We start from the raw sequence: 25,972 nt of genomic DNA, 5'->3' as shown, positions 1-25,972 counted from the left end.
TTAGCGCGCTAACGCCTGAGGCTGCTTGAGGGCCTTCTCCCTCAAGGGGAGAAGGAAGTCGGGTTAAAGCCGCGCCTTGGCCGCTTCGACCACGGCCTCGGCGGTGATGCCGAACTCGCGGTAGAGGACTTCGGCCGGGGCCGAGGCGCCGAAGGACGACATGCCGACGAAGCCGCCGTCCTCGCCGATGAAGCGTTCCCAGCCCTGCTTGATCGCGGCTTCCACGGCGACGCGGACGGTGCCGCGACCGATGACGGCGTCCTGATAGGCCTTGGGCTGCTGCTCGAACAGTTCGAAGCAGGGGACCGAGACGACGCGGGTGGGCACGCCTTCGGCTTCCAGCGTTTCGGCGGCCTTCAGCGCCAGGGCGACTTCGGTGCCGGTGCCGAACAGGGTGACTTTCGCCTCGCCGTTGGCGGCCTTCAGCTCATAGGCGCCCTTGCGCGACAGGTTCTCGCCCGCGTCGGTCAGACGGATCGCCGGGGTCTTCTGACGCGACAGGCACATGGCCGACGGCGTCTTCTTGTGCTGCAGGGCGACCTGCCAGCACTCCAGGGCCTCGACCGTGTCGGCGGGGCGGAAGACCATCAGGTTCGGGATGGCGCGAAGCGCCGCCAGGTGCTCGACCGGTTGGTGCGTCGGGCCGTCTTCGCCCAGACCGATGCTGTCGTGGGTCAGGACGTGGACCACGCGCACGCCCATCAGGGCCGCCAGGCGGATCGCCGGGCGGCTGTAGTCCGAGAAGACCATGAAGGTGCCGGCGTAGGGAATGACGCCGCCGTGCAGGGCCATGCCGTTCATGGCCGAGGCCATGCCGTGCTCGCGGACACCCCAGTTGACGTAACGACCGGCGTAGTCGGGCGTGTCGAGGATCTGGGTGTTCTTGACGAAGGTGTTGTTCGAACCGGTCAGGTCGGCCGAGCCGCCGATTAGTTCGGGGATGGCGTTGAACACCGTCTCCAGCGCCTCGCCCGACGACTGGCGCGTGGCCAGGGCGGGCTGGGTCGAGACCAGTTCCTTCAGCTTGGCGTCCAGAACCTCGAAGGCGCCGTCCGGCAGGTCGCCGGCCATGGCGCGGGTGAAGTCGTCGCGCTGGGCGTGGTTCAGCAGGTGGGCTTCCCACGACTTGCGGGCCTTGGCGCCCTGCTTGCCGACCTTGGCCCAGGCCTTCTGGATGCCTTCAGGCAGTTCGAAGGGCGCGTGCGTCCACTTCAGGCCCAGACGGGTGGCGGCGATCTCGGCGGCGCCCAAGGCCGCGCCGTGGGTCTTGTGGCTGCCTTCCATGGTGGCGGCGCCTTTGCCGATCTTGGTCTTGCAGGCGATCAGGCTCGGCTTGGACTGCTTGGTGGCCCAGGCCAGGGCTTTCTTGATGGCGCCGTGGTCGTGGCCGTCGATGGCCTTGACCGCCCAGCCTGAGGCCTTGAAGCGGGCCAGTTGGTCGGTGGCGTCCGACAGGGACACCTTGCCGTCGATGGTGATTTCGTTGTCGTCCCACAGGACGCACAGCTTGTTCAGCTTCAGACGGCCAGCCAGGGCGATGGCTTCCTGCGACACGCCTTCCATCAGGCAGCCGTCGCCGGCGATGACCCAGGTGCGGTGGTCGACCAGATCGTCGCCGAAGCGTGCGGCCAGATGGCGTTCCGCCAGGGCGAAGCCGACCGAGTTGGCGATGCCCTGACCCAGGGGGCCGGTGGTCGTCTCGATGCCGGTCATGTGACCGTATTCCGGGTGGCCGGCGGTCTTGGCGCCCCACTGACGGAAGTTTTCCAGCTGTTCCCTGGTCGCGTCCTTGTAGCCCGTCAGGTGCAGCAGGCTGTAGATCAGCATCGAGCCGTGGCCGGCCGACAGTATGAAGCGGTCGCGGTCGGCCCAGTCGGGGCGGCTGGCGTCGAACTTGAGGAATTTCGAGTAGAGGACGGTGGCGACGTCGGCCATGCCCATCGGCATGCCGGGGTGGCCGCTCTTGGCCTTTTCAACCCCGTCCATGGCCAGGACGCGGATGGCGTCGGCCATCTGCTTGGGCGAAGGCTTGGCGAATGCGGCGAGAGCGTCGGTCATGGCGAGACCTTTCCTCAGGAAACAGGATATAGCGGGGCGGCGCCGCTTTACCCCGACGTGCGCACAGGTTCTATACGGAATCTGGATGAAAGGACCCCAATGGACGCCGTGACGGCCGCAAAGACACGCATCGACAAGGCCCTGGCCCTGCTGGAACGCAAGGTGCTGGAGCTGAAGGCGCGTCCGGCCACCGCCCCCGCCATCACCGACGACGACCTGTTTGCGCCGCGCCCGTCGAACGTCGCCGACCTGGTGCGGATCGCCGAACTGGAGGCCGCGGGCCGTGACGCCGCCGAGGTCCTGGGCCGCGCCGCCGAGGCCGTGCGCGACGTTCTGGCCGAACAGGAGGCCCGCTGATGGCGACCGTCACAGTCGATGTTAACGGCCGTCCCTATGCCGTGGGTTGCGCCGACGGTCAGGAAGAGCGCGTCCGCATCCTGGCCAGACAGTTCGACAGCCATGTGCGCCAGATTTCCGGCGACGTGGGCCATGTCGGCGACCTGCGTCTGTTCCTGATGGCCGCGCTGATGCTGGCCGACGAACTGCACGAGGCGCGCCAAAGGCTCGAGAACGGCGAAGGCCCGGCGCCGCAGAACGGCCCGGTCAAGGCTCCGCCGCCGCCCGCCAGCGACGGCGTGGCCGAAGCCCTGAACGCCGTGGCGGCGCGGATCGAGAAGATCTGTCAGACGATCTGATCGTCCCCAACCGACATCCCGGCCGCAGCCTAGCCAAGAGCCGGGGCCGCCCAGGACGCCGCTTTTCTTGCGGTCCCGGATAAGCGCTGCGTGCTTTCCGGGACGACGGGCGGTGGTTCGCCATTGTTGAAACGCCTCGGAACGCCTATCTTGTTCGACGGCGGGTCCTGCTGCGGCTCACGTCGAAGACAACATTTCCTTCTGACCTTAATTCACTCAAAGGGATCTGTCCCTGACCGGGCTCGAGGGCTTGGTCACACGGAGCCCACCTGGCTACCCAGGTCGAGAGGATTTAAACGTTCTTCACGGCTCTTGCGGCGCCGCCACCCCATCATTCTTAGTGCGCTATCGCTCGCCCCGCGGGGGCTTGCTGCTTGAGCGCGGAAGCTTCTTCCTCCCTGTTCGCGGAGCGAATGGGGAGGTGGATCGACGGCGTAGCCGACGAGACGGAGGGGGCGACGCGGCGTCATCCGTCTACGCCGCCCCCTCCACCGCTACGCGGTCCTCCTCCCCACAGAGTGGGGAGGAAAGACAGGCACCGCTGGTGTAGAGAAGCCCCATGACCTCCAAACACGAACTCCGCTCCTCCATGCGCGCGCTGCGCAAGCGACTGGCCGAGGTCGACCCCGAGGCCGCCGAGCGTGCGGCGGGTCACGCCGAGGCCCTGCCGCCCGGCGCGACCGTCGCCCTCTATCGCGCCATGGGCTCGGAACTGGATGCGGACGCCCTGGCTGTCGCCCTGCATCAGGTGGGCCGCCGCCTGTGCCTGCCGGTGGTGGTCGAACGCGACGCCGCCATGATCTTTCGCGCCTGGACGCCGGGCGAGCCGCTGGAGTTGGACGCCGCAGGATGCCCCGCGCCTCTGCCGCTGAGCGAGATCGTCGTTCCCGACCTGATCCTGGCGCCGCTGCTGGCCTTCGACGCTCACGGCGGACGGCTGGGGCAGGGGGGCGGCTATTACGACCGGACTTTTGCGAGCCTGCCGGACGCTATGCGCGTCGGCTTCGCCTATGCCGGGCAAGAGGTCGAACGCCTGGCTCTGGAGCCGCATGACATGCGCCTGCATGGCGTTCTGACTGAGAAGGGCTATAGAGCCTTCCAATGAGACTGGCATTTTTTGGTGACGTGGTCGGCAAGTCCGGGCGCGATGGACTTTCGGACCATCTTCCGGGGCTGAGGCGCGACCTCAAACTGGATTTCGTGGTGGTCAACGCCGAAAACGCCGCGGGCGGTTTCGGCATCACCGAGAACACGGCGCGCGAGATTTTCGCCGCCGGGGCCGACGTCCTGACCCTGGGCAACCACAGCTGGGACCAGCGCGAGGCCCTGACCTATATCGTGCGCGAGCCGCGCCTGATCCGTCCCGCCAACTATCCGCGCATGATGGACGCGCCGGGACGCGGCGCCGATGTCTTCATCACCGCCGACGGCCGCCGGGTGCTGGTCATCAACGTCCTGGGCCGGATTCACATGGACCCGATGGACGACCCGTTCGGCGCTGTGGAGCGCGAGTTGGAGGCCGCGCCTCTGGGCGTCGTCGCCGACGCCGTCATCGTCGACATGCACGCCGAGGCGACCAGCGAGAAGATGGGCATGGGCCATTTCTGCGACGGCCGCGCCAGCCTGGTGGTCGGCACCCACACCCACGTCCCGACCGCCGACGCCCAGATCCTGCCCCACGGCACGGCCTATCAGACCGACGCCGGCGGTTGCTGCGACTATGACTCGGTGATCGGCAACGACAAGGAAGAGCCGCTGCGCCGCTTCACCACCCGCCTGTCGGGTGGGCGCTACGTCCCCGCCAGCGGCCCGGCCACCATCTGCGGCGTCTTCGTCGAGACCGACGACCGCACGGGTCTGGCCATCCGCGTCGAAGCCATCCGCGTCGGCGGGCGACTGAGCCAGGCCATCCCGCAGGTCTGAAACCCCACGCCGTCATCCTCGGGCTTGACCCGGGGATCGGACCGTCCGCCTGCGCGACATCTGGAAGGGTGAGCGGGCCGCTGCGCTCGATCCTCGGGTCAAGCCCGAGGATGACGGAGGAGAGGGGCTAGCCCCGTCGCGCCCGCAGCCTCAGCCGCATCGGTTGGCGGCTGCGCAGGGTGATCTGGTGGGTGGGGCGCGGCTCGACGGGGGTGATGGCCTCGACCTCGGCGCCGTGCAGGATGGTCACGAGCGCGATCATCGCTTCCTGTAGGGCGAAGGCGGCGCCGATGCAGACGCGCGGCCCGGCGCTGAAGGGGATGTAGGCGTAGCGGTCGATGGCCTTGCGGTTCTCGGGCAGGAAGCGTTCGGGGCGGAAGGCGTCGGGTTCCTCCCACAACGTCTCGTGGCGATGCAGGATCCACGGCGAGATGATGACGGCGGTGCCGGCCTCGATCGCCTGACCGCCGATCACGTCGGGCTTGAGCGCCAGCCGCATCAGGGTCGGAGCGGGCGGGAACAGGCGCATGGCCTCCTCGATCGCCGCCCGCGTCCAGGGCAGGCGCGCGGCCCAGTCGTCTTGGGCGGGGTCAAAGGCGTCGGCCTCGGTCTTCAGCCGGGCCGCGACCTCGGGGCTGCGCGAGATCAGGTGCAGGGTCCAGCCGAGGGTCCGGGCCGTCGTCTCATGCCCCGCCAGGATGAAGGTCAGGATGTTGGCCGCCACCTCGCGGTCGGTCAGGGCGGCTCCATCGGTCTCGTCGCGCGCGGCCAGCAGCGCGGTCAGCAGATCGTCGGGGGCGGCCTCGCCGGCCTCCATCCGTTTGCGCCGGGCGGCGACCAGTGACGCCACCCTTTCCTCGAAGAAGCGCGCCGAGCCATAGCTGGCGGTGCGGCCCAGGCGCGGGATCCAGCCGGGGGCGTTGATCACGTCCAGCGGGTCGATGCGCGCCCCGATGCTGAGATAGCGGTTCAACGCCTGCTCGAAGCCCTTGGCGTCGCCCGCCAGTTCGTCCGAGAACAGGGCTGCCGACAGGATGTCGAAGGTCAGGCCCGACATCTCGCTGTCGATGTTCAGCACTCGCGCGCCGTAGTCCAGCTTCCATCCCGCGACCCGGGCGGCGCAGACCTGGGCCATGCGGCGGGCCGTCTTGGCCGTGCGGGCGGGGGTGAACAGAGGGGCCAGGATGCGCCGGGCGCGCCGCCAGACGTCCCCCTCGGTCAGCAGCAGCCCTTCGGCCAGCAGCGGGCCCAGAACCCGGCGCTGCAAGGCGCCCTTCTCATAATTGGAGGCGTTTTCGGTCAGGACGTGGCGCACGCCCTCGGGATGGCTGACCACCATCACCGTCCCCATTGGTCCCTTGCCGTAAAGCTGCGGTTCGGTGAAATGCCGCTCGGACCAGATCAGCAGGGGATCGCGCCAGCTCTGCCACAAGAAGGACAGGAAGGGCAGCGGCCGCGTCCGGCGCGGCGGCGTCCAGGGCCGGAATGGGGCAGTCGGCGCGGCGGCGGTCATGATCGCTCCTTCTCAGGATCGATCCATATGTGTTGACGATGGCGCCGAAAGGAAGGGCGTTCGGACCTATTGGGCCGCCTGCCGCGCCTCCAGCGCCCGCAACCGGCCTTCCTCGGCCTTCAGGTCGCCGGTCAGTTGGGCCTTGAGCGCGGGGTCGGTGGTGGCGGCGAGCAGGGCGCGGGTGTCCGCGACGGCCTGACGGCGCGCGGCGATCAGGCGCGAAAGCTCGTCGACGGGGGCTGTGGCCGGTTGAACGGAGGCGCGCCGCGCGGCGGCCGCCTGTTCTTCCTCAGTGGTCTTCAGCGCCGCCGCGTGCCGGGCGGCGGAGGCGTCGCGCAGGGCGTGCTGGACCGGGTCGCCGCCCTCGATGTCGCAGGCGGCCGTGAGGGCCGCGCTGGCGACGACGAGAGCGACGGCGCCAATCCGCGCCCTTGCGCGCATCAGCCCTCGATCCAGTTCGGCATCCAGCTTTCGTGGATCTCGCGCAGGTGGTCGACGGGGATGCGGTACAGCTCGCCCTTCGGCCCCGACGAGGCGAAGTCGCGACCCTTGGCCACGCCGACGACCGAGGCGTGCAGCCCGGCGTCCTTGGCTTGCGCCAGCAGGGGGGCGGCGTCGGCCACGGCGACCAGATAGCGGGCCTGGTCTTCGCCGAACAGGAAGGCGTGGGCGTGCGCAGCGCTGGAGGCGTTCAGTTCGATGCCGACGTCGGATGCCAGGGCCAGATCGGCGGCGGCGCCGACCAGTCCGCCGTCGGACAGGTCGTGGACCACGGTCAGTTCGCCAGCCTCGATCAGACCGCGCACGAAGTCGCCGGTCTTGCGTTCCAGCTTCAGGTTGACCGGCGGCGGGGCGCCTTCTTCACGGCCCAGAACCTCGCGCAGATAGATGGACGAGCCCAGCTCGCCGACCGTCTCGCCGATCAGGACCAGGACATCGCCCTCGGCCATGCCGCTGAAGCTGGTCACGACGTCATAGTTGCTCAGCAGGCCGACCGCGCCGACCGTCGGGGTCGGCGGAATGGCGACGCCGTTGGTCTCGTTATAGAGGCTGACGTTGCCGCTCACGACGGGGAAGTCCAGCTCGCGGCAGGCCTCGGCCATGCCGTCGGTGGCGCGGACGATCTGGCCCATGATCTCGGGGCGCTGCGGGTTGCCGAAGTTCAGATTGTCGGTGATGGCGATGGGACGCGAACCCACGGCCGTCAGGTTGCGCCAGGCCTCGGCCACGGCCTGCTTGCCGCCTTCATAGGGGTCGGCCTGGACATAGCGCGGGGTGCAGTCGCTGGTGACGGCCAGACCCTTGTCCGTGCCGTGGACGCGGACCACGCCGGCGTCGGCGCCGGTCGACGAGTCCTGCAGCGTGTCGGCCATGACGTGACGGTCGTACTGTTCCCAGATCCAGCGCTTGGAGGCCATGTCGGGGCAGGCGATGACCTTGATCACCGCGTCGTTCCAGCTCTCGGGGGCGGGAACGTCCGACGGGTCGAGGCGCGGTTGCAGCTCAGGCTGGACCCAGGGACGGTCGTACAGGGGGGCGTCGTCGAACAGCGGTGCCAGCGGCACGTCGCAGACCACCTCGCCGTGATGCTTCAGCACCAGATGGCCGGTGTCCGTCGTCTTGCCGATGACGGCGAAGTCCAGACCCCACTTCTGGAAGATGCGATAGCCGTCGTCCTCGAAGCCGGGCTTGAGGACCGCCAGCATCCGCTCCTGGCTTTCCGACAGCATCATCTCATAGGCGGTCATGCCCACTTCGCGCTGGGGCACCTTGTTGAGGTCCAGTTCGACGCCGACGCCGCCCTTGCCCGCCATCTCGACGGATGAAGAGGTCAGACCCGCCGCGCCCATGTCCTGGATGGCGGCGACGGCGCCCGAGGCCATCAGCTCCAGCGTGGCCTCGATCAGCAGCTTCTCGGCGAACGGATCGCCGACCTGGACGGTGGGGCGCTTCGATTCCGATTCGTCGTCGAACTCGGTCGAGGACATGGTGGCGCCGTGGATGCCGTCGCGGCCCGTCTTGGAGCCGAAGTAAACCACGTCATGGCCTGCTTCCGGCGCGGCCGAATAGTAGATCTCATCGGCCTTGGCGATGCCCACGCACATGGCGTTGACTAGGATGTTGCCGTTGTAGCCCTTGTGGAAATTGGTCTCGCCGGCGACCGTCGGCACGCCGACGCAGTTGCCGTAGCCGCCGATGCCGCTGACCACGCCCTTGACCAGATGCCTGGTCTTCTCGTGGCTGGGCTCGCCAAAGCGCAGGGCGTTCAGCAGGGCCACCGGGCGGGCGCCCATGGTGAAGACGTCGCGCATGATGCCGCCCACGCCCGTCGCCGCGCCCTGATAGGGCTCGATATAGGAGGGGTGGTTGTGGCTCTCCATCTTGAAGATGCAGGCGTCGCCGTCGTCGATGTCGATGACCCCGGCGTTCTCGCCCGGGCCGCAGATGACGCGCGGTCCCGTGACCGGGAACTTCATCAGCTGCTTCTTGGAGGATTTGTAGGAGCAGTGCTCGGACCACATCACCGAGAAGACGCCCAGCTCGACATGGTTGGGCTCTCGGCCCAGCCGGTCCAGCAGGACCTGATACTCGTTCGGAGCCAGACCGTATTCAGCGGCCAGTTCAGCGGTGGTCTTTTGCGGAGCGCTCATGGGCGGGGCTTCTAGCCGGGTCTGAGCCTCCTGTCAGCCCGGCGCGATCCCAACAGTTCAATGAGGACGCTCGATCCCGCGTTTCAGGCTGAAGACGAGGATGACGGCGACGACGACCAGGAGGAAGGCGGCGCCCAGGGCGGTGAAGGCCAGGACCGGATTCCGCGCCTGTTCCGCCACGAAGGCGCCTACCAGACCCCAGGCGATGGGCAGGGGATAGGCCAGGGTCCGCAGGCTCATCGTCACCGCCGCCCCGACCAGCACCACGACCACGACGGCGGCGATGGCCCAGCCGGTGGGCGACAGGACGGCGGGCAGGGCGTCGAAGGCCGTGGCCGTGGTGATCAGGTTCAGCGGCGAGGCGATGGTCAGCCATCCCGCCAGCGCCGCCAGCGGCCAGATCAGGAACCAGCGATCGCGGTCCATCGCGCCCGTCGTCCGAATGGTCTGAGCGACCGCCAGCAGGGGAACCAGCAGGGCCAGCAGCGACGCGAAGATGATGACGACGCTGGCCGCCTTAAGGTCAAGGGCGGCGGCCACGATCCACATGCCGATGCCGAACAGCGCTACGGCCGAGGGCCAGCCCATCCGATTGATCAGCACGCTTTCGCCCGTCTGCGGCAGAGCCTGCCGCCCGGCGTAGATCAGCAGGCCCAGATAGATCAGGCCCCAGATCGAAAAGGCGTAGCCCGCCACCTGCAGCGTCTGATTGCCGTCCGCCGCGAACTCGGCCTGCGACAGGCCGAAACCGCCCAGGTTCTGCACAATGGGAATCACGACGGCGAAGACGGCGGCGGCCAGGACGACCAGTCGCCGGGTCCTCTGGGCGGGCGTGGGGCGTTCGATGGCGGACATGGACGGCGTCTCCGGCTCAGCTTCGCCCTACTTACGCGCCGGGCGCGGGTTTGGTTCACCGGAACCGCGAGGCGCGCGCCCCGCTTAGTTCAGGACAGACCCCTTGCAAAGGAGATGCGCCATGGCCGATCCGAAACGCCCCGAGGAGGAACCGCCGGTCACGAGCGACGACGGCGAGCCGAGCGAAGTCGAAACCAACCGAGCTCTGGAACAGGGGCTGGGCGTCGGCGCGCGCGAGTTGGCGGCGATCCACGAATCCGGCGCCGAGGGCACGCTGGAGCGCGCCGAAGACGCTGAACCCGGGTCTGAGGACGAGGAGCCCGAACTGGGCGGCGACGCCCTGGGGCGCAGCGCCAGCGTTCTGGACGAAGACGACGAGGAGCAGTCGTCGAAAACCTCGGACGCCTGATCGTCACTGGCGCTTGACCACGCTGGCCGATCATCGTTCCATCAGCGGATGCAGAGCGATGTGCGTCCGGCCGATCCCCAGACCTTGCTGACGCAGGCCCGCGCCGCGCGGGACCGTTCCGACTTCTCCGCCCTGTCCGCCTGCGCCGAGGCCCTGCTGCGGGTGAACCCGCGCGATCCGCGCGCCCTGGTGCTGAAGGCGGACGCCTTGGCCGGTCAGGGCGATGCCCGTTCGGCCATGACCTTCTACGGCGCCGCCTTGGCGCAGGGGCGGGTGATGACTGCGCCGCCGCCCGATGTGCGAGCCGAACTGGAGCGCGCGGGTCAGGCCCAGGCCGAGGGCGCGCGGCGGTTCGAACGGGGCCTGTGTGATGGACTGCAGGCGCGCGGGTTTGACCCGGCGACGTCCAGCGCGCGTTTCGCCGCCTCGCTGGACCTGATGACCGGCAAGCGTCGGCTCTACTATCAGCAGCCGAAATTCTACATGTTCCCGGGCCTGCCGCAGATCGAGTTCCAGCCGCGCGAGACGGTCGACTGGCTGGGCGGGGTCGAGGCGGCGGCGCCGGCGATCCGGGCCGAACTGGACGCCGTCCTGGCCGAACCGGCCCTGTTCGCCCCCTACGTCGAGGATCGCTCCAACCGGCCGAAAAGCGATCAGGCGGGGATGCTGGAGAACGCCGCGTGGAGCGCGGTCTTCCTGTGGAAGGACGGGGCAGAGGTCCCCGCGATCGCCGCCCGCTGTCCCGAGACGATGCGGGTCCTGGCGAAAGCGCCCCTGTGCCGCATCCCGGGCCGCTCGCCGTCGATCCTGTTTTCGAAGCTTCAGGCGGGCGCGAAGATCCCGCCGCACCACGGCCTGATCAACACGCGGCTGATCTGCCACCTGCCGCTGGCCGCGCCGCCCGGCTCGCAGTTCCGCGTCGGGGGCGAAACGCGGGAATGGAAAGAGGGGCAGGCCTGGGCCTTTGACGACACCATCGAGCACGAGGCGTGGAACGACAGCGGGCGCGAACGCACCATCCTGATCTTCGACGTGTGGAAGCCCGAGATCACGGCCGAGGAACAGGACCTGATCCGCGCCCTGTTCGCCGTCATCGACGCAGCCGGAGGCGGCGCGCCGAAGCTGGGGGTTTAGGCCGCGGCGTAGATGCTCTGGAACAGGGTCGCGCCGTCGGCGGAGCCCAGTTCGGCTTCAAAGGCGCGGTCGGGGTGGGGCATCATGCCCAGGACGTTGCCGCGCTCGTTCTGCAGGCCGGCGATGTCGGCGACCGAGCCGTTGGGGTTGTCGACGTAGCGGAAGACCACCTGGCCCTCGCCCTCGATGCGCTTCAGCGTCTCGTCGTCGGCGAAGTAGTTACCGTCGCCGTTGCCCTGGGTCATGACGACTTCGCGCTGGCCTTGATAGCCCGAGGTGAAGCGGGTCTGGCCGTTGGCGACGGTCAGGCTGATCGGTTTGCAGACGTATTTCAGTCCGGCGTTCTTCAGCAGGGCGCCCGGCAGCATGCCGGCTTCGCACAGGACCTGGAAGCCGTTGCAGATGCCCAGGACGGCGACGCCGTCGTCGGCGGCCTTCTTGACCGCCTGCATGATCGGAGCCTGGGCCGCCATCGCGCCGCAGCGCAGATAGTCGCCGTAGGAGAAGCCGCCCGGTAGGACGATCAGGTCCAGGCCCGTGGGCAGTTCGGTCTCGGCGTGCCAGACCATTTGGACCTGTTCGCCAGTGGAACGTTCGATGGCGACCTTGCAGTCGCGATCACAGTTGGAACCGGGGAAGACGATGACGGCTGCGCTCATGGGCGGGGCTCCTAGCATCATTTGATGGGGATGTCAGGCGTGGCTTTGGACCGTCTTGCGTCCGGTCACCCAGGCGACGACCCAGACCGCGAAACCGCCCAGCGACAGGCCGACGCCGACCCAGCCGGTCGAGGTCCAGCCCCAGCCCGCCGCCACGGCCATGCCGCCCAGCAGGGGGCCGATGGCGTTGGCGGTGTTGAAGGCCGAGTGGTTCAGGGCGGCGGCCAGGGTCTGCGCATCGCCGGCCACGTCCATCAGCCGCGTCTGCAGCACCGAGCCCAGCCCGCCGCCGCCGCCGATCAGGAAGACCACGATCAGCATGGCCCACAGGTGCGGAGCCGCGAACGGATACAGGGCCAGCGCCGCCGCGCTCCACAGCAGCAGCCCGCCCGCCGCCTTCATGCCGTAACGGTCGGCGGCCCAGGCCCCCAGCAGGTTGCCGGTCAGCATGCCGAGGCCGAACACGGCGAAGACCCAGGGCAGGACCTCAGGCCCGACGCCGGTCACGGCGATCAGGGTCGAGGCCAGATAGGCATAGACCGCGAACATCCCTCCAAAGCCCACGGCGCCGACGCCCAGGGTCAGCCAGACATGGCCTCGCTTCAGGGCGCCCAGCTCGCGCATCGGGCTGGCGTCGGCGTGGGCCGGATCGCGCGGGGCGAACAGGGCGACCAGAGCCATGGTGACGATCGCCAGCACGCTGACGATGGCGAAGGTCCAGCGCCAGCCGAAACTATGGCTGACGGCGGTGGCGACCGGCACGCCGACCACGGTGGCCACGGTCAGGCCCAGCAGGATGGTCGAGACGGCGCGCGTTCTGAGCCTGAGCGGCACCAGCGACGCCGCCACCAGCGCCGCCACCCCGAAATAGGCCCCGTGCGGAATGCCGCTGAGGAAGCGGAAGGCCAGCATCCACTCATAGGTCGGCGCGATGGCGCTGAGGGCATTGCCGACGGCGAACAGGGCCATAAAGCCAATCAGCAGCAGCCAGCGCGGCGCGCGTGCGCCCATAACCGCCAGGATCGGCGCCCCCACGACCACGCCGGCGGCATAGGCGCTGATGACGTGGCCGGCGGTCGGCTCATCGACGCCCAGACCTGCCGCGAAGTCGGGCAGGACGCTCATGGCTGCGAACTCGGTGACCCCGATGGCGAAACCGCCCATGGCCAGGGCCAGCAGCACCAGCGCCACCTTGCCGGGGGCGGCCAGCGCCGCCGAGACGACGGCTGGAGAACCGCCGTCGACATCGTCGAGACAGGGGGCGGCGTCGGTGGGGGCCATGAACTATCGCAATGCAACAAATTTTACGCTGCGTCGCAAAATAGGGAGCGAGACCCAAGGCGCAACCTTGGCCGGGCGCCTCATCACGCTTTGTATGCGGCGGCGGCCCCGTTCAGGCCAGGCTGGCACGAACCCTGGGGTGCGACATCGACAGGCCCAGGGTCTGGGCGGCGTAAAGCTCCAGCAGCAACCGGTCCTGATCATCGGGCAGAGGCAGCCAGCGCGCCGCGATCGGCTCGCGGCGGCCGTGGCGAGGCGGAGGTTCGCTGACGCTGATCCGGAGGACGCCGCCGCCGACCGGTCGGTGCACCCTGGCCGCCAGCGACAGCCGCACCGACGGCGCCAGCATCCGCCGTTCCTCCAGATGCGGCGGGCTGCCGACGTGAATCGGCTCGTCCCCGTGATAAAAGACATAGACCGCGGCGCGGGTCGGCAGCCGCGCGCGGGTGAGCGGGTGCAGCGGCTGCTCCATCAGGCGGCGGAACAGGTCAGGGACCGCCGCCAAGCGCTGGTCGTGATCCTTGAGCGCGAGCGTCACCCGCCGGTGTTCTCGTAGGTGGCGGTGATCGAGGCCTTGGCCAGGGTGTGGAAGTGCAGGTTGAAGCCGAAGACGGCGCCGGAATCGGCGTTGCTTACGTTCAGCCTGTCCGTGTCCACGGCGAAGACAGTGAAGACATAGCGGTGCGGCCCATGACCCGGCGGCGGAGCGGCGCCGCCGAAGCCCGGCTCGCCAAAGTCCGTGCGGCCCTGAACCGCGCCCCTGGGCAGATCGGCGCCCGCGGCCAGTTCGGTCACGTCGGCGGGAATATTCGCCACCGTCCAGTGCCAGAAGCCCGAACCGGTCGGGGCGTCCGGGTCGAAACAGGTGATGGCGAAGCTTTTCGTGCCGGCCGGCGCGCCGGACCAGGACAACTGGGGCGAGGTATTGCCCTGCGCCATCACCTGGGCGTCGGGCAGGACGTCGCCGTCGCGAAAATCGGCGGAGGTGAGGGTGAAGGTCATCAGCGGGGCTCCCTTGTTCTTTGGCCGTGAACGGAACGGTCGGGGTTTGACACCGTTGCGTTGCGACAGTCTGTTCCTAAGCTAAGCTTCATCGACGTTCAAAGCGCGGAGAGCCGGATGCTGCAGTCCCTTCTCGACCGAACCTTCCGCACGCGCGCCATCCGGGTGCGGCTACCCGACGGGCGCGAGTTGACGGCGGGACCGGGCGAGCCCGAACTCACGGCGGTGATCACGGACGGGAAGGCGGCGCTGGCCATTGCGGCCAATCCCGACCTGGCGATGGGCGAGGCCTTCATGGACGGCGCCTTTCGGGTCGAAGGCGGCGACATCTACGACTTCCTGCAACTGGCCGCCTCGCAGATGGCGCTCCGTCCCCGCGTGCCGAAGCTGGGCCTGCTGGAGCGCATTCGCCGAGGCGCAGAACAGGCCAACGATCGGCGGCATGCGCGTCAGAACGTGCATCATCACTATGACCTGACGGTCGACTTCTATCGGCTGTTTCTGGACGAGGACCTGCAATACTCCTGCGCCTTCTTCGAAGCGCCGGATGCGACGCTGGAGCAGGCCCAGGTCGCCAAGAAGCGCCGTCTGATCGACAAGCTGCTGTTGTCGCCGGGGCAAACGGCGCTGGACATCGGTTGCGGCTGGGGCGGACTGGGCCTGTCGCTGGCTGATCGCGGCGCGCGCGTCACGGGCGTGACCCTGTCCACTGAACAGCACCGCACGGCCAATGATCGGGCCGCCGCGCGTGGCCTGTCGGCGCAGGCGGAGTTCCGGCTTCAGGACTATCGTGACCTGAACCAGACCTTCGACCGCATCGTTTCGGTCGGCATGTTCGAACATGTCGGCGTGCCGAACTACGACGAGTATTTCCAGACCGTCGCCCGTCTCCTGAACGACGACGGCGTGGCCGTGATCCACTCCATCGGACGCAAGAATCCGCCGATGCGCACCCAGCCGTGGATTCGGAAATACATCTTCCCCGGCGGCTATATCCCGCCCTTGTCCGAGGTCTTGCCGGCCATCGAGCGGTCGGGTCTGTGGGTGACGGACATGGAGGTGCTGCGGCTGCACTATGCCGAGACGCTGAAGAACTGGCGCGCCCGTTTCCTCGCCCGCCGCGACGAGGCGCTGACCATGTATGACGAGCGCTTCTGCCGGATGTGGGAATACTACCTCGCCTCCAGCGAAGTCGCCTTCCGTGAGTTGGGGCACATGGTCTTCCAGCTGCAGCTGACGAAGAAGCAGACCGCAGTGCCGCTGAGCCGGGATTATCTCTGCGAATGAGCTTCACCTCCCCATGAAATGGGGAGGTGGCGCGGGGGCGAAGCCGGCGTGACGGAGGGGCTTGATTTGCGAGGGGCTGGTCCCTCCACCACTTCGTGTTGAAAACAAAAAAGGCCGCCCCGAAGGGCGGCCTTGATCGTCTGATGTGTTCTCGCCGTCAGGCGACTTCGATCCGGTAGCTTTCGATGACCGTGTTGGCCAGCAGGGTGTCGCACATGCGCTTCACCTCGGCTTCCTTGTCGGCGACGCTGTCGTCGAGGTCGAACTCGATCATCTTGCCGACGCGGGCGTTGGCGACGCCAGTCCAGCCCAGACCCTGCAGGGCGCCTTCGACGGCCTTGCCCTGAACGTCCAGCACGCCGGGTTTCAGGAAGACGTGAATCTTGACCTTGGCCATTAGTGCAGTCCTCCTTGGATCACGGTCGGCATGTCCTTCATGATGCCGAGGCGGCGGGCCACCTCGGTGTAGCTTTCGATCACGTCGCCCAGGTCGCGACGGAAGCGGTCCTTGTCCAGCTTCTCGCCGGTGTTGCTGTCCCACAGGCGGCAGGAGTCCGGGCTGATCTCGTCGGCCAGGATGACGCGGGCGAAGTCGTTTTCCCACACCCGGCCGAACTCGATCTTGAAGTCCACCAGGGTGATGCCGACGGCGCCGAACATGCCGCACAGGTAGTCGTTGACGCGGACCGTCATGGCCAGGATGTCGTCCAGTTCCTGGGTCGTGGCCCAGTTGAAGGCCGTGATGTGCTCTTCCGTCACCATCGGGTCGTTCAATTCATCCTTCTTGTAATAGAATTCGATGATCGAACGGGGCAGTGGCGTGCCCTCTTCCTGGCCCAGGCGGGTGGCCAGCGAGCCGGCGACGATGTTGCGGCAGACGACTTCCAGCGGAATGATCTCGACTTCGCGGATCAGTTGCTCGCGCAGGTTCAGGCGCTTGATGAAGTGGTTGGTCACGCCGATGCCGTTCAGGCGCGACATGATGAACTCGCTGATGCGGTTGTTGATCACGCCCTTGCCTTCCAGCACGGCCTTCTTCTGGGCGTTGAACGCGGTCGCGTCGTCCTTGAAATACTGGATCAGCGTACCCGGCTCGGGACCCTCGTAAAGGATCTTGGCCTTGCCCTCGTAGAGCTTCTTGCGCTTGGAATTCATGGTCGTGTCCCGGAAGGGAAGAAAACAGACTGTCCTCAAGACGAAAAACGCGCGGCCCGACGGCTATGGGCGGCGCGATCCTGAATCGACGACGGTATATAAGATCGCACGCCCTTTAACCGAAGGGCGTCTGTGACACAAATATCCTCCCGCGACGCGGCGTCGGAACCGCGACCGCAAGTCCGGTTGCGTTCGGACGGAAGGGGGCTATAGACGGGCCATGCGGACCTCGCTTCGTCCGCCACTGGAGTGACGACCGCATGACGACCTTCGACGATCGGGAAAAGGGCTACGAGTCCAAATACGCCCTCGATCAGGAACAAGAGTTCAAGGCCATCGCGCGTCGCAACAAGATGCTGGGCCTGTGGGCGGCCGAGAAGATGGGCCTGTCGCCGGACAGCGCCGACCAATACGCGCAGGCCGTGGTCCGCGCCGATTTCGAGCAGCCGGGCGAGGAAGACGTTTTCCGCAAGGTCGCCGGCGACTTCAAGGGCTCGGGCCTGACCGTGTCCGAAGGCGAGCTGCGCTCCAAGATGGACGAACTGGCCTCGATCGCCCGCGAACAGATCCGCGCCGGCGAGTAAGCCTTCGAACGAGAAGCGTCCTTGGCTGAGCTTCTCGTTCAATCAACGCATTGGCAGTTCGCCGCCCCCACCGCCGTGCCTACCACGAGTGAATGGACACTGTGGGGTCTGACGGGCCTGCTGCTGATCGGCGGCGGCGTCTTCGCCTCGCGCCGGTTCCGCGCGACGGCGGTCTGATCTTCGGATCAGCAAGAAACAAGGCCGCTGCCGTTCTCCGGCAGCGGCCTTTTGCATTGAGCGACGCGGATACGGCTACTTCGGCATCAGCACCGTGTCGATGACGTGGACCACGCCGTTCGACTGGCCGACGTCGGCCTGGGTGATGGTCGCTTTCCCGCCCTTGGCGTCGGTGATCTCCCACCTGCCGCCGCCGGCGTCCTTGACCATCAGCTTCTCACCCTCGACGGTGGTCAGGGTGGCCGTGCCGCCGCCCTTCTGGGCCTCGGCGGCGATATCGGCGGCGGTCAGACGGCCGGGCACGACGTGATAGGTCAGGATCTTGGTCAGGGCCGCCTTTTCAGCCGGCTTCATCAGGTTGTCGCGCGTAGCTGCCGGGATCTTGTCGAAGGCGGCGTTGTCCGGCGCGAAGACGGTGAAGGGGCCGGCGCCTTCCAGGGTGCCGGTCAGGCCTGCGGCCTTGAGAGCGCTGACCAGGGTGCTCAGGTTCGGGGCCTTGGAGGCGTTGGCGACGATGGTTTCCGTCGGGCTCATGGCCACGCCGCCGACCATGGGTTCGGTTGAGGCCGGCTCCATCGCCGTCGGTTCCGGGGGCATGGCTTCGACCGGCGCCTGTTCCTTCTTAGGCTGGTTGTTGCAGGCGGCCAGCGCCAGCAGGGCGGCGGCGGACACGGTGACGAGGGTGGCGGTACGGGTCATCTTCATGGCGTCTCTCTCCATCGACAGCCGCTCATGGGGCGGCGGCTTCGGGGAGAACTACGGTTCAGGACCGCAAAAGGATGCGTCCTACTTCAAATTATCCGGCGCGGCCCGTGATCGACCGGTCCCGACCGTTCAGGACAGAAAGCGCGCAAGCGCCGACCATTGCCGGCGTTTTTCCTCGAACGGGCGCGCATGGGCGGGGCTGGAGGAGGGCAGGTCGACCAGGGCGGCCGTGATCGCCGACCCCGCCAGAATGCGGCGTCCCAACTGCGCCGCCTTGCCGCCGTTGAAGGCGATGGCGCGCAGATCGGGCAGGGCGGCGGCCAGGCGGGGCAGGTCGGCGTGGATAGGCAGGCGAATGGCCGTATCCAGGCTGCCGATCCGCTCGGCCTCGGCCACCGTGTCCCACAAGCCGACGCCCCGCGCCCTGAGCGCCGCCAGACGGTCGGCGTAAGCGCGCTCATGCAGGTCCGGCTGATCCAGAAGATTGCCCAGCAGCCGCCAGAAGGCGTTTCTCGGATGGGCGTAATACTGACCGGCGGCCAATGACGCTTCGCCGGGCAGGCTGCCGAGGATCAACAGCCGGGTGTTCGCATCGACGACGGGATCGAAGGCGCGCTTTCGCATGATCACGCGCCTTCGCTCAGTAGGTTCAGCCCTCGCCGAAGACCCGCTTGAACACCACGTCCACGTTCTTGGTGTGATAGTCGAGGTCGAACAGGGCTTCTAGTTGGTCGGCGGGCAGGGTGACGCGGGCGTCGGCCTTGAGGAAGTCGAGGAAGGCGCCTTCGCCGCGCCAGACCTTCATGGCGTTCTCCTGAACCGCCGCATAGGCGTCCTCACGCGACACGCCAGCCTGCGTCAGGGCCAGCATGACCCGCTGCGAATGCACCAGACCGCCCAGGCGGTCGATGTTCTTCTGCATGTTCTCGGGATAGATGTTCAGGCGCTCGATCACGCCCGCCAGACGGTGCAGGGCGAAGTCCAGGTGGACCGTGGCGTCGGGGCCGATGCCGCGCTCGACCGAGGAGTGGCTGATGTCGCGCTCGTGCCACAGGGCGACGTTTTCCATGGCCGGGACCACAGCCGAGCGGACCAGACGAGCCAGGCCGGTCAGGTTCTCGGTCAGGATCGGGTTGCGCTTGTGCGGCATGGCCGACGAGCCTTTTTGGCCCTTGTCGAAGAATTCTTCGGCTTCCAGCACCTCGGTGCGCTGCAGGTGACGGATTTCGACGGCCAGGCGCTCGATCGACGAGGCGACGACGCCCAGGGCGGCGAAATAGGCGGCGTGACGGTCGCGGGGGATGACCTGGGTCGAGACGGGCTCGACGGCCAGACCCATCTTGTCGGCGACGTATTGTTCAACCGCCGGATCGACGTTGGCGAAGGTGCCGACGGCGCCCGAGATGGCGCAGGTGGCGATTTCCTCGCGCGCCGTGATCAGGCGGCGTTTGGCGCGCTGGAACTCGGCGTGATAGCCGGCCAGCTTCAGGCCAAAGGTCACGGGCTCGGCGTGGATGCCGTGCGAACGGCCGACGGTCGGGGTGTATTTGTGTTCCTTGGCGCGGACTTCCAGCGCGGCCAGAACGCGGTCGACGCCGCCCAGCAGCAGGTCGGTCGAGCGCGCCAGCTGCACCGCGAAACAGGTGTCCAGCACGTCCGATGAGGTCATGCCCTGGTGCAGGAAGCGGGCTTCCTCGCCGACGATTTCCGACACATGGGTCAGGAAGGCGATGACGTCGTGCTTGGTGGTGCGCTCGATCTCGTCGATGCGGTCCGCGTCGAAGACCACGTCCTTGCCCTTGGCCCAGATGGCGTCGGCGGCGTCCTGCGGGATCACCCCCAACTCGGCCATCTTGGTGGCGGCGTGGGCCTCGATCTCGAACCAGATCTTGTACTTGGTCTCTTGCGACCAGATGGCGACGGCGTCGGGGCGGGTATAGCGCGTGATCATGGACCGGTCGTGTCGGTCCAGAGGGGCAGGGAGTCAAGGCGGCTAGGACTTTCCAGCTTCACGAATCCTTCTCCCGCAAGGTGAAAGGAGGGTCGGCCTTGACTTCCACCCGCCCTGTCCCAGATAGGCGGCTTCAGAGGACGACCTCTCCCTTCTGGGGCATGACCGCCGGGACGACCCGGCTCGCCATGCAAGGGAGCACCGTCATGGCCTGGATTTTCCTTCTTCTCGCCGGCGGCCTCGAGGTTGTCTGGGCCTTTCTGATGAAGGCCTCGGACGGGTTCACCAAGCCCTGGCCGACCATCGGAACCATCGCCTTCATGGTCGTCAGCTTCGGCCTGTTGTCGATGGCGATGAAGACCCTGCCGCTGGGCACGGCCTACGCCATTTGGACCGGCATCGGCGCGGTGGGCGCCTTCGTCGTCGGCGTCATGGTGCTGGGCGAGGCGCTGACGCCCATGCGCATCGGCGGGGTGGCGCTGATCGTCTCGGGCCTGGTTGTGCTGAAGCTCGCGTCCAGCCATTGATAGGCGACAGCCTGACAGGGAAAAACGGCCATGGAACTGGTGATCGGCGACAAGCTCTATTCCACATGGTCCTTGCGGCCGTGGCTGGTGCTGAAGCGCTGCGGCGCGGACTTCGTCGAGACGGTGGTGCGCCTGAACCGGCCCGACACCGCCGAACAGATCGCCCGTCATTCCCCCGCCGGTCGCGTGCCGGTGCTGAAGGTCGACGGCGAGACCATCTGGGACAGCCTGTCGATCTCGGTCTGGTGCGCCGAACGCTTCCCCGAGGCCCGGCTGTGGCCCGCCGACGCCCATGCGCGCTGGCAGGCCCGGTCGGTAGTCTGCGAGATGCATTCGGGCTTCATGGCCTTGCGCACCGAATGCGGCATGGCGCCCGATCATTCCATGGTCGGTCCTGACCGCTGCCCGGCCCCGACCAGCGAGGCGGTCGCCGCCGACATCCGCCGTCTGGTGCAGATCTTCCGCGAGGCGCGCGCCCGGTTCGGTGCCGACGGGGAATACCTCTATGGCGAATGGTCGATCGCCGACGCCTTCTTCACGCCGGTGGCGGCGCGCTTCCGTCATTTCCAGATCGACCTGGCGGCCCATGGCGACACGGACGGCGTGGCGCGCGCCTATGTCGACGCCCTGCTGGCTCAGCCCGACTTCATCGCCTGGGGCGAGGACGCCGTGGCTAACGCGGCTTAACCTCGGCCGAAAACCGACGATTAACGAGTGATGTTGCAGGCTGTACTCACGGCGGGAGGCCGTGGGGGACGGGCGATGCGGACAATCAGCCGGAATACGAACTGGGGCCGGACGGCGCGCAGTTATTTCTTCGCGGCCCTGGCCTTCGCCTTCGTCTGGGCCATGCTGCTGTCCAGCGTGGTCTGACGACCTAACGCGTACCGCCGACCGTCGTGGCCTCGGCCACCTGCAGAGGGACGGGCGGCGGCGCGACATAGTCCAGGCGGATCGGCACGGCCTTGGCGCCTGACGCCACGGCGTCCAGCGTGTTCAGCGGCGCGCCCAGCATCCGCTGATAGATCCAGTAGGCCGCCACGACCTTCTCTACGTATTCGCGGGCCTGGGGCACGTCGATCGTCTCGATCAGCAGCAGGGGATCGGCGTCCGGCCCCAGCTTGCGGATCGCCGCCAGCATCGGTCCCGGTCCGGCGTTGTAGGAGGCCACGGCCTTCAGCAGATCGCCCTGGAAGGACTCGATCTGGAACAGGCGGTTCACGTAGTCCTGACCCAGCTTCAGGTTGGTCGCGGGCGTGAACAGCCGCTCGGGATTGCGGACGTAGCCCTGATCCCCGGTCATGTAGGCGGCGGTCGCCGGCATCACCTGCATCATGCCATAGGCGCCGGCCCCGGACCGGGCGCTGGCGTTGAAGTCGGTTTCCTTGCGCGCGATCGCATAGACCAGCGCCTTTTCGACGGTGAAGCCGCCCTCGGGCGAGAGCTCCGGCATGGGATAGCGGGTCGCGTCGATGCGGCTGGCCTCGGCCTGGGCCGCGCGGTTGGGAGCGACGGTGCGGTAAAGACCGGCCCACAGGCGGCGCGCGCCGTCGTCGCCGGCGGACCGCATGCCGTCGCGCGCGGCCTGTTCGGCGTCGCTGCGGCGGCCGACCTCGTACAGGGCCACCGTGCGGCGCGCCGTCTCGTCGGTCTGGATGAAGGCGTTCAGTTCGCGCGTCTCCACGCCCGTCGGCTCGGGCGTGAAGCCGGCGCGTTGCAGCGTCGCCGTATAGGCGCGCGGCCCCAGGTTCTCGATCACCGGTTCTTCGCCCAACTGGCGCAGGGCGACCTGGCCGTAGAAGGTGGCGGGCCAGCGCGCCGCCTGGCGCAGATATTCGACGACGCGGTCCTGACGGCCCGACTGACCGGCGGCGCGGGCAGTCCAGAAGGCGGCGCCGGCGCGCACCCAGGGATCCTCGGTCGGGTCCTGGCTCACGCGCTCGAAGGCGCGGAAGGCGTTGGAAAATTCGTGCAGCCGCCAGGCGGCCAGACCGGCGCTCCACCAGTCGCCCATCTCGACGCCGGTGCGATAGGCGCCCGCGAGGTCGTCGTTGTTCAGCGCCACGCGCGCGGCCTTGGCCGGATCGATCACGCCGCCGTCGTTCGAGGCGGCCCCCGTCACGCTGGCCCCCGTCACGCTGGCCCAGGTCCGCTCCAGCAGGTTGCCGGGGCGTTTCGGCTCGGGCGCGCCGTCGGGAATGCGGCGCATCGCCAGCGTATAGACACGCTGGGCCATGGGCAGGTCGGCATAGGTTTCGAGCCAGGCCGTCAGCTCTTCATAGGTGGCGACGTGGGTGGGGTGGAACAGGCGTTCGAACTCGACCTGACCCAGCAGGACGCGGTCGCGAGCCTGACGCGCCGAGGTGCGGGCCAGCTCCAGATCGCCGCGCCGCAGGGCGTCGAAGGCGGTGGTGTAGCTGAGGCGATCTTCGCTGCTCAGCGCCGTGGGCGTCCGATCCGAGTCGTTGGCGATATAGGCGGTCCCGCCGCTGTCAGCCCCTCCGTCAGCCGCCCGCCCGTCATTAGCCAGAGCGGCGGGCGCAACCGTGGCGCAGAGCGCAGCGGCGAGCAGAGGCGCGAGGCTCGCGCGGCGGAAAAGGTACATACGCGGCGGCCCCCTTCGTCGGCGCCGCTCCCGTCTCGACTCGGGATTGTCAGCGCTCTGTGGACTGGTCGACAGCCGCCGACCATGCCTGAATCAGCGGTTGGGCTCAACCTGAGCCGTATCCAGACGCGCCGCCAGCGACAGCATGTCGGCCCAGGCGACCCGTTTCGCCTGCGGCTGTCGCAGCAGGAAGGCGGGGTGCAGGGTGGCGAGAACGGGGGCCGAAACCCCGCCTTCGGCCAGGCACCATTCGCGCCACTGGCCGCGAATTTTCATCAGGCCTTCGTCGGTGTTCAGCACCGATTTCGCCGCCGCCGCCCCGACCAGCAGAACGGCCTTGGGCTGCATCAGGGCGAAGGCGCGCTCCAGGAAGGGGGCGCAAACGGCCTGTTCATGCGGCGTGGGCAGGCGATTGCCGGGCGGCTTCCAGAAGACGGTGTTGGTCATGAAGGCCTGATCCGCCAGACCCGCCGCCGCCAGCATCCGGTCCATCAACTGCCCGGCCTGTCCGACGAAGGGCTCGCCGCGCAGGTCCTCGGTCTCGCCCGGCGCCTCGCCGATCAGCAGGATGGAGCCGCTCGGATTGCCGCGCGCGAACACCGCCTGTTTCGCGCCCATGGCCCTTAACGGGCAGCCCTCGAAGGCGGCCACGGCGTCGGCCAATTCGTCCATCGTCGTCGCGGCCGCAGCCAGACGGCGCGCCTCGTTCACTGCGTCCGCGCCGGACAGAGCGCCATGGATGGCGGTGATCGACGCGGTCGCCCGCTGCACCGTCTGGGCCACGGGCGGCGCCACGAAGACCGTGCGATCGACCGGCGCGTCCAGATAGCAGGCGTCCACCCCCGCATCGCGCCAGAAGGCGAGCAGGGCTTCGGTCGCGGCGGTGTCGAGGGGCTGGGGCGTCATTCCGCGACAGGGATAAGCCTTGACCGCCGCCGCGTCACCTCACGATAAGACGGATAACCACGAAGATAACGAGGATTCAGGGGATCATGGGCGAGCAAGCGATCGAAGGCGGCGCGACGAACGCCTGGCAGGAAGCCGTTATCGACAAGCTGCCGCCGCTGGAGGCCCTGGCCGGCGTCGTGCGCGAGGTCATGGAATATGACGTCGTCATCGTCGGCGGCGGCCCTGCCGGCCTGTCCGCCGCCATCCGCCTGAAGCAGCGCGCCGAGAAGGACGGGAAAGAGATTTCCGTCGCCGTTCTGGAAAAGTCGGCCGAGATCGGCGGCCATATCCTGTCGGGCGCCGTGATCGACCCCAAGGCGCTGAACGAGCTGTTCCCCGACTGGAAGGAACGCGGCGCGCCGCTGGAGACCCTGGTCAAGACGGACAAGTTCCTGGTGCTCGGCCCGCAGGGGCAGGCCTCGCTGCCGATGTTCGCCATGCCGCCCTTCATGCACAACCACGGCTGCTACATCGCCTCCCTGGGCAATGTCGCCCGCTGGCTGGCCGAGCAGGCCGAGGCCCTGGGCGTCGAGGTCTATCCCGGCATGGCCGCCAGCCACGTCGTCTGGGAAGAAGAGACGGGGCGGGTCAAGGGCGTGGTTGCCGGCGTCTTCGGCATCGACCGCGAGGGCAAGCCGACCGGCGACTTCCAGCCGGGTCTGGAACTGCACGGCAAGTACGTCTTCATCGCCGAGGGCGTGCGCGGCTCGCTGGCCAAGACCATCATGGCCCGCCACGACCTGACGGCGAACTCGGACCCGCAGAAGTTCGGCATCGGCCTGAAGGAGCTGTGGCAGGTCCCGGCCGAGAAGCACCAGCCGGGCCTGGTCCAGCACACGACCGGCTGGCCGCTGGACGACAAGACCGGCGGCGGCTCCTTCCTGTACCACTTCGGCGACCGCTACGTGTCGGTCGGGTTCGTGGTGCACCTGAACTATCAGAACCCCTTCCTGTCGCCGTTCGACGAGTTCCAGCAGTTCAAGCATCACCCCGCCATCGCCGAGCATCTGGAGGGCGGCACCCGCGTCTCCTATGGCGCCCGCGCCATCACCGAGGGCGGCTTCCAGTCGGTGCCCAAGCTGGCCTTCCCCGGCGGCGCCCTGATCGGCTGCTCGGCGGGCTTCGTGAACGTGCCCCGCATCAAGGGCAGCCACAACGCCATGAAGACCGGCATGCTGGCCGCCGACGCCGCCTATGAGGCTGTCATCGCGGGCCGCGAGGGCGACGTGCTGGAGGCCTATGAGGCGGCCTACAAGGCGTCCTGGGTCTACAAGGAACTGAAGGTCGTCCGCAACGCCAAGCCCCTGCTGTCCAAGCTGGGCACCATGATGGGCGGGGCGGTCGGCATGTTCGACCTGTGGATCAACCACCTGACGGGGGGCTTCTCGGTCTTCGGCACGATGAGGCACGCCAAGACCGACGCGGCCTCGACCGGTCTGGCCAAGGACTTCAAGCCGATCGTCTATCCCAAACCGGACGGCAAGCTGTCGTTCGACAAGCTGTCCAGCGTCTTCATCTCGAACACCAACCACGCCGAGGACCAGCCGGCCCACCTGAAACTGCTGGACCCGTCCGTGCCGATCAACGTCAACCTGCCCCAGTACGGCGAACCGGCGCGGCTCTACTGCCCGGCGGGCGTCTATGAGGTGCTGTACGACGCGGACGGCCAGTCGAACCCGCGTTTCCAGATCAACGCCCAGAACTGCGTCCACTGCAAAACCTGCGACATCAAGGACCCGTCGCAGAACATCGTCTGGACCACGCCGGAGGGCGGCGGCGGCCCCAACTATCCGAACATGTAAGTCGAGGCGTTTCCGCCTCTTGCGGGCGGAAGGGAAAGCGTGAAGGGTCGG

Annotated in this window: 28 protein-coding genes and 1 other RNA gene; 13 read left to right on the top strand and 16 right to left on the bottom strand. The window is 67.9% G+C overall.

All coding sequences use genetic code 11. The annotated features are described in order from the left end of the window. Nucleotides 1–63: 63 nt before the first annotated feature. The gene (gene tkt, locus AB4Y68_RS11315; RefSeq protein WP_441455798.1) at nucleotides 64–2,058 is read right to left on the bottom strand and encodes a transketolase; all 1,995 of its coding nucleotides are present in this window, start codon (nucleotides 2,056–2,058) and stop codon (nucleotides 64–66) included. Nucleotides 2,059–2,157: 99 nt separating this feature from the next. Between tkt and AB4Y68_RS11310 the strand changes: the two genes are divergently transcribed. The 5 genes from AB4Y68_RS11310 to AB4Y68_RS11290 all read left to right on the top strand — a co-directional run bounded on the left by AB4Y68_RS11310 (nucleotide 2,158) and on the right by AB4Y68_RS11290 (nucleotide 4,676). After that, nucleotides 2,158–2,415, top strand: a complete 258-nt coding sequence (locus tag AB4Y68_RS11310; protein WP_441455797.1) for a hypothetical protein — start codon at nucleotides 2,158–2,160, stop codon at nucleotides 2,413–2,415. Next, the gene (locus AB4Y68_RS11305; RefSeq protein ID WP_441455796.1) at nucleotides 2,415–2,753 is read left to right on the top strand and encodes a cell division protein ZapA; all 339 of its coding nucleotides are present in this window, start codon (nucleotides 2,415–2,417) and stop codon (nucleotides 2,751–2,753) included. Before AB4Y68_RS11310 ends, AB4Y68_RS11305 begins: the two co-directional genes overlap by 1 nt. Nucleotides 2,754–2,917: 164 nt before the next feature. After that, nucleotides 2,918–3,078: non-coding RNA, 6S RNA (gene ssrS / locus AB4Y68_RS11300), on the top strand. Nucleotides 3,079–3,312: 234 nt separating this feature from the next. Further along, on the top strand, nucleotides 3,313–3,858 hold the full coding sequence (locus AB4Y68_RS11295; RefSeq protein ID WP_441455794.1) for a 5-formyltetrahydrofolate cyclo-ligase: 546 nt from the start codon (nucleotides 3,313–3,315) through the stop codon (nucleotides 3,856–3,858). Next, the gene (locus AB4Y68_RS11290) at nucleotides 3,855–4,676 is read left to right on the top strand and encodes a TIGR00282 family metallophosphoesterase (protein ID WP_441455793.1); all 822 of its coding nucleotides are present in this window, start codon (nucleotides 3,855–3,857) and stop codon (nucleotides 4,674–4,676) included. The genes AB4Y68_RS11295 and AB4Y68_RS11290 overlap by 4 nt, the downstream gene beginning before the upstream one ends. A gap of 127 nt (nucleotides 4,677–4,803) precedes the next feature. Here the strand turns inward: AB4Y68_RS11290 and AB4Y68_RS11285 are convergent, their stop codons facing one another. The 4 genes from AB4Y68_RS11285 to AB4Y68_RS11270 all read right to left on the bottom strand — a co-directional run bounded on the left by AB4Y68_RS11285 (nucleotide 4,804) and on the right by AB4Y68_RS11270 (nucleotide 9,695). Beyond that, the gene (locus tag AB4Y68_RS11285) at nucleotides 4,804–6,189 is read right to left on the bottom strand and encodes a cytochrome P450 (protein ID WP_441455791.1); all 1,386 of its coding nucleotides are present in this window, start codon (nucleotides 6,187–6,189) and stop codon (nucleotides 4,804–4,806) included. 66 nt (nucleotides 6,190–6,255) lie between these two features. Then, nucleotides 6,256–6,630, bottom strand: coding sequence for an indole-3-glycerol-phosphate synthase (locus tag AB4Y68_RS11280; RefSeq protein WP_441455790.1), 375 nt, complete (start codon nucleotides 6,628–6,630; stop codon nucleotides 6,256–6,258). Next, nucleotides 6,630–8,840 (bottom strand): phosphoribosylformylglycinamidine synthase subunit PurL, encoded by a 2,211-nt coding sequence (gene purL, locus AB4Y68_RS11275; protein WP_441455788.1) that lies wholly within the window; start codon nucleotides 8,838–8,840, stop codon nucleotides 6,630–6,632. Before purL ends, AB4Y68_RS11280 begins: the two co-directional genes overlap by 1 nt. Nucleotides 8,841–8,897: 57 nt before the next feature. Next, nucleotides 8,898–9,695: a hypothetical protein gene (locus AB4Y68_RS11270; RefSeq protein ID WP_441455786.1), complete on the bottom strand. Its 798-nt coding sequence runs from the start codon at nucleotides 9,693–9,695 to the stop codon at nucleotides 8,898–8,900. A 121-nt stretch (nucleotides 9,696–9,816) separates the two neighbouring features. Between AB4Y68_RS11270 and AB4Y68_RS11265 the strand changes: the two genes are divergently transcribed. Further along, nucleotides 9,817–10,104 (top strand): hypothetical protein, encoded by a 288-nt coding sequence (locus AB4Y68_RS11265; protein WP_441455785.1) that lies wholly within the window; start codon nucleotides 9,817–9,819, stop codon nucleotides 10,102–10,104. 60 nt (nucleotides 10,105–10,164) lie between these two features. Continuing rightward, entirely contained in the window at nucleotides 10,165–11,238 is a 1,074-nt protein-coding gene (locus tag AB4Y68_RS11260) for an aspartyl/asparaginyl beta-hydroxylase domain-containing protein (RefSeq protein ID WP_441455784.1), read from the top strand. Here the strand turns inward: AB4Y68_RS11260 and purQ are convergent. The 4 genes from purQ to AB4Y68_RS11240 form a co-directional block, all read right to left on the bottom strand. Then, nucleotides 11,235–11,897 carry a phosphoribosylformylglycinamidine synthase subunit PurQ gene (purQ, locus tag AB4Y68_RS11255; protein WP_441455782.1) on the bottom strand — a complete coding sequence of 221 codons (663 nt, stop codon included), beginning with the start codon at nucleotides 11,895–11,897 and terminating at the stop codon, nucleotides 11,235–11,237. The genes AB4Y68_RS11260 and purQ overlap by 4 nt on opposite strands. 33 nt (nucleotides 11,898–11,930) lie before the next feature. Then, on the bottom strand, nucleotides 11,931–13,178 hold the full coding sequence (locus AB4Y68_RS11250; protein ID WP_441455781.1) for an MFS transporter: 1,248 nt from the start codon (nucleotides 13,176–13,178) through the stop codon (nucleotides 11,931–11,933). A gap of 112 nt (nucleotides 13,179–13,290) precedes the next feature. Then, on the bottom strand, nucleotides 13,291–13,716 hold the full coding sequence (locus AB4Y68_RS11245; RefSeq protein ID WP_441455780.1) for a hypothetical protein: 426 nt from the start codon (nucleotides 13,714–13,716) through the stop codon (nucleotides 13,291–13,293). After that, nucleotides 13,713–14,180, bottom strand: coding sequence for a YbhB/YbcL family Raf kinase inhibitor-like protein (locus tag AB4Y68_RS11240; protein WP_441455778.1), 468 nt, complete (start codon nucleotides 14,178–14,180; stop codon nucleotides 13,713–13,715). Before AB4Y68_RS11240 ends, AB4Y68_RS11245 begins: the two co-directional genes overlap by 4 nt. Nucleotides 14,181–14,297: 117 nt before the next feature. Between AB4Y68_RS11240 and AB4Y68_RS11235 the strand changes: the two genes are divergently transcribed. Beyond that, nucleotides 14,298–15,467, top strand: coding sequence for a class I SAM-dependent methyltransferase (locus AB4Y68_RS11235; protein WP_441455777.1), 1,170 nt, complete (start codon nucleotides 14,298–14,300; stop codon nucleotides 15,465–15,467). A 157-nt stretch (nucleotides 15,468–15,624) separates the two neighbouring features. Here the strand turns inward: AB4Y68_RS11235 and purS are convergent, their stop codons facing one another. Both purS and purC read right to left on the bottom strand, forming a co-directional pair. Continuing rightward, entirely contained in the window at nucleotides 15,625–15,864 is a 240-nt protein-coding gene (purS, locus tag AB4Y68_RS11230) for a phosphoribosylformylglycinamidine synthase subunit PurS (protein ID WP_441455775.1), read from the bottom strand. Beyond that, complete coding sequence (purC, locus tag AB4Y68_RS11225; protein WP_441455773.1) at nucleotides 15,864–16,622, bottom strand: phosphoribosylaminoimidazolesuccinocarboxamide synthase; 759 nt, start codon at nucleotides 16,620–16,622, stop codon at nucleotides 15,864–15,866. Before purC ends, purS begins: the two co-directional genes overlap by 1 nt. A 260-nt stretch (nucleotides 16,623–16,882) precedes the next feature. Here purC and AB4Y68_RS11220 point away from each other — a divergent pair, with 260 nt between their 5' ends. Continuing rightward, on the top strand, nucleotides 16,883–17,206 hold the full coding sequence (locus AB4Y68_RS11220; protein WP_441455771.1) for a DUF1476 domain-containing protein: 324 nt from the start codon (nucleotides 16,883–16,885) through the stop codon (nucleotides 17,204–17,206). Between the two features lie 21 nt (nucleotides 17,207–17,227). After that, on the top strand, nucleotides 17,228–17,383 hold the full coding sequence (locus AB4Y68_RS11215; protein ID WP_441455770.1) for an IPTL-CTERM sorting domain-containing protein: 156 nt from the start codon (nucleotides 17,228–17,230) through the stop codon (nucleotides 17,381–17,383). A 75-nt stretch (nucleotides 17,384–17,458) separates the two neighbouring features. Here the strand turns inward: AB4Y68_RS11215 and AB4Y68_RS11210 are convergent, their stop codons facing one another. The 3 genes from AB4Y68_RS11210 to purB form a co-directional block, all read right to left on the bottom strand. Next, nucleotides 17,459–18,088 (bottom strand): fasciclin domain-containing protein, encoded by a 630-nt coding sequence (locus tag AB4Y68_RS11210; RefSeq protein ID WP_441455769.1) that lies wholly within the window; start codon nucleotides 18,086–18,088, stop codon nucleotides 17,459–17,461. A 129-nt stretch (nucleotides 18,089–18,217) separates the two neighbouring features. Beyond that, complete coding sequence (locus tag AB4Y68_RS11205; RefSeq protein ID WP_441455768.1) at nucleotides 18,218–18,712, bottom strand: DNA-deoxyinosine glycosylase; 495 nt, start codon at nucleotides 18,710–18,712, stop codon at nucleotides 18,218–18,220. A gap of 25 nt (nucleotides 18,713–18,737) precedes the next feature. After that, nucleotides 18,738–20,039, bottom strand: coding sequence for an adenylosuccinate lyase (purB, locus tag AB4Y68_RS11200; protein ID WP_441455767.1), 1,302 nt, complete (start codon nucleotides 20,037–20,039; stop codon nucleotides 18,738–18,740). A gap of 206 nt (nucleotides 20,040–20,245) precedes the next feature. On the opposite strand from purB, the gene AB4Y68_RS11195 reads away from it, so the two are divergent. Both AB4Y68_RS11195 and AB4Y68_RS11190 read left to right on the top strand, forming a co-directional pair. Beyond that, nucleotides 20,246–20,566 (top strand): DMT family transporter, encoded by a 321-nt coding sequence (locus tag AB4Y68_RS11195; protein WP_441455766.1) that lies wholly within the window; start codon nucleotides 20,246–20,248, stop codon nucleotides 20,564–20,566. Nucleotides 20,567–20,596: 30 nt separating this feature from the next. After that, the gene (locus AB4Y68_RS11190) at nucleotides 20,597–21,253 is read left to right on the top strand and encodes a glutathione S-transferase family protein (RefSeq protein WP_441455765.1); all 657 of its coding nucleotides are present in this window, start codon (nucleotides 20,597–20,599) and stop codon (nucleotides 21,251–21,253) included. A 190-nt stretch (nucleotides 21,254–21,443) separates the two neighbouring features. Here the strand turns inward: AB4Y68_RS11190 and AB4Y68_RS11185 are convergent, their stop codons facing one another. Together AB4Y68_RS11185 and AB4Y68_RS11180 are read right to left on the bottom strand one after the other, a co-directional pair. Further along, nucleotides 21,444–23,171: a lytic transglycosylase domain-containing protein gene (locus AB4Y68_RS11185; protein ID WP_441455764.1), complete on the bottom strand. Its 1,728-nt coding sequence runs from the start codon at nucleotides 23,169–23,171 to the stop codon at nucleotides 21,444–21,446. 93 nt (nucleotides 23,172–23,264) lie between these two features. Then, entirely contained in the window at nucleotides 23,265–24,077 is an 813-nt protein-coding gene (locus AB4Y68_RS11180) for a uracil-DNA glycosylase (protein WP_441455763.1), read from the bottom strand. 191 nt (nucleotides 24,078–24,268) lie between these two features. Here AB4Y68_RS11180 and AB4Y68_RS11175 point away from each other — a divergent pair, with 191 nt between their 5' ends. After that, nucleotides 24,269–25,921, top strand: coding sequence for an electron transfer flavoprotein-ubiquinone oxidoreductase (locus AB4Y68_RS11175; protein ID WP_441455865.1), 1,653 nt, complete (start codon nucleotides 24,269–24,271; stop codon nucleotides 25,919–25,921). Nucleotides 25,922–25,972 lie beyond the last annotated feature (51 nt).

This window comes from Brevundimonas sp. 2YAF1 (assembly GCF_052114745.1).
GTDB lineage: Bacteria > Pseudomonadota > Alphaproteobacteria > Caulobacterales > Caulobacteraceae > Brevundimonas.
The sequence above is the reverse complement of the archived record's forward strand: the minus strand, read 5'-3'. Positions and strand labels throughout refer to the sequence as shown.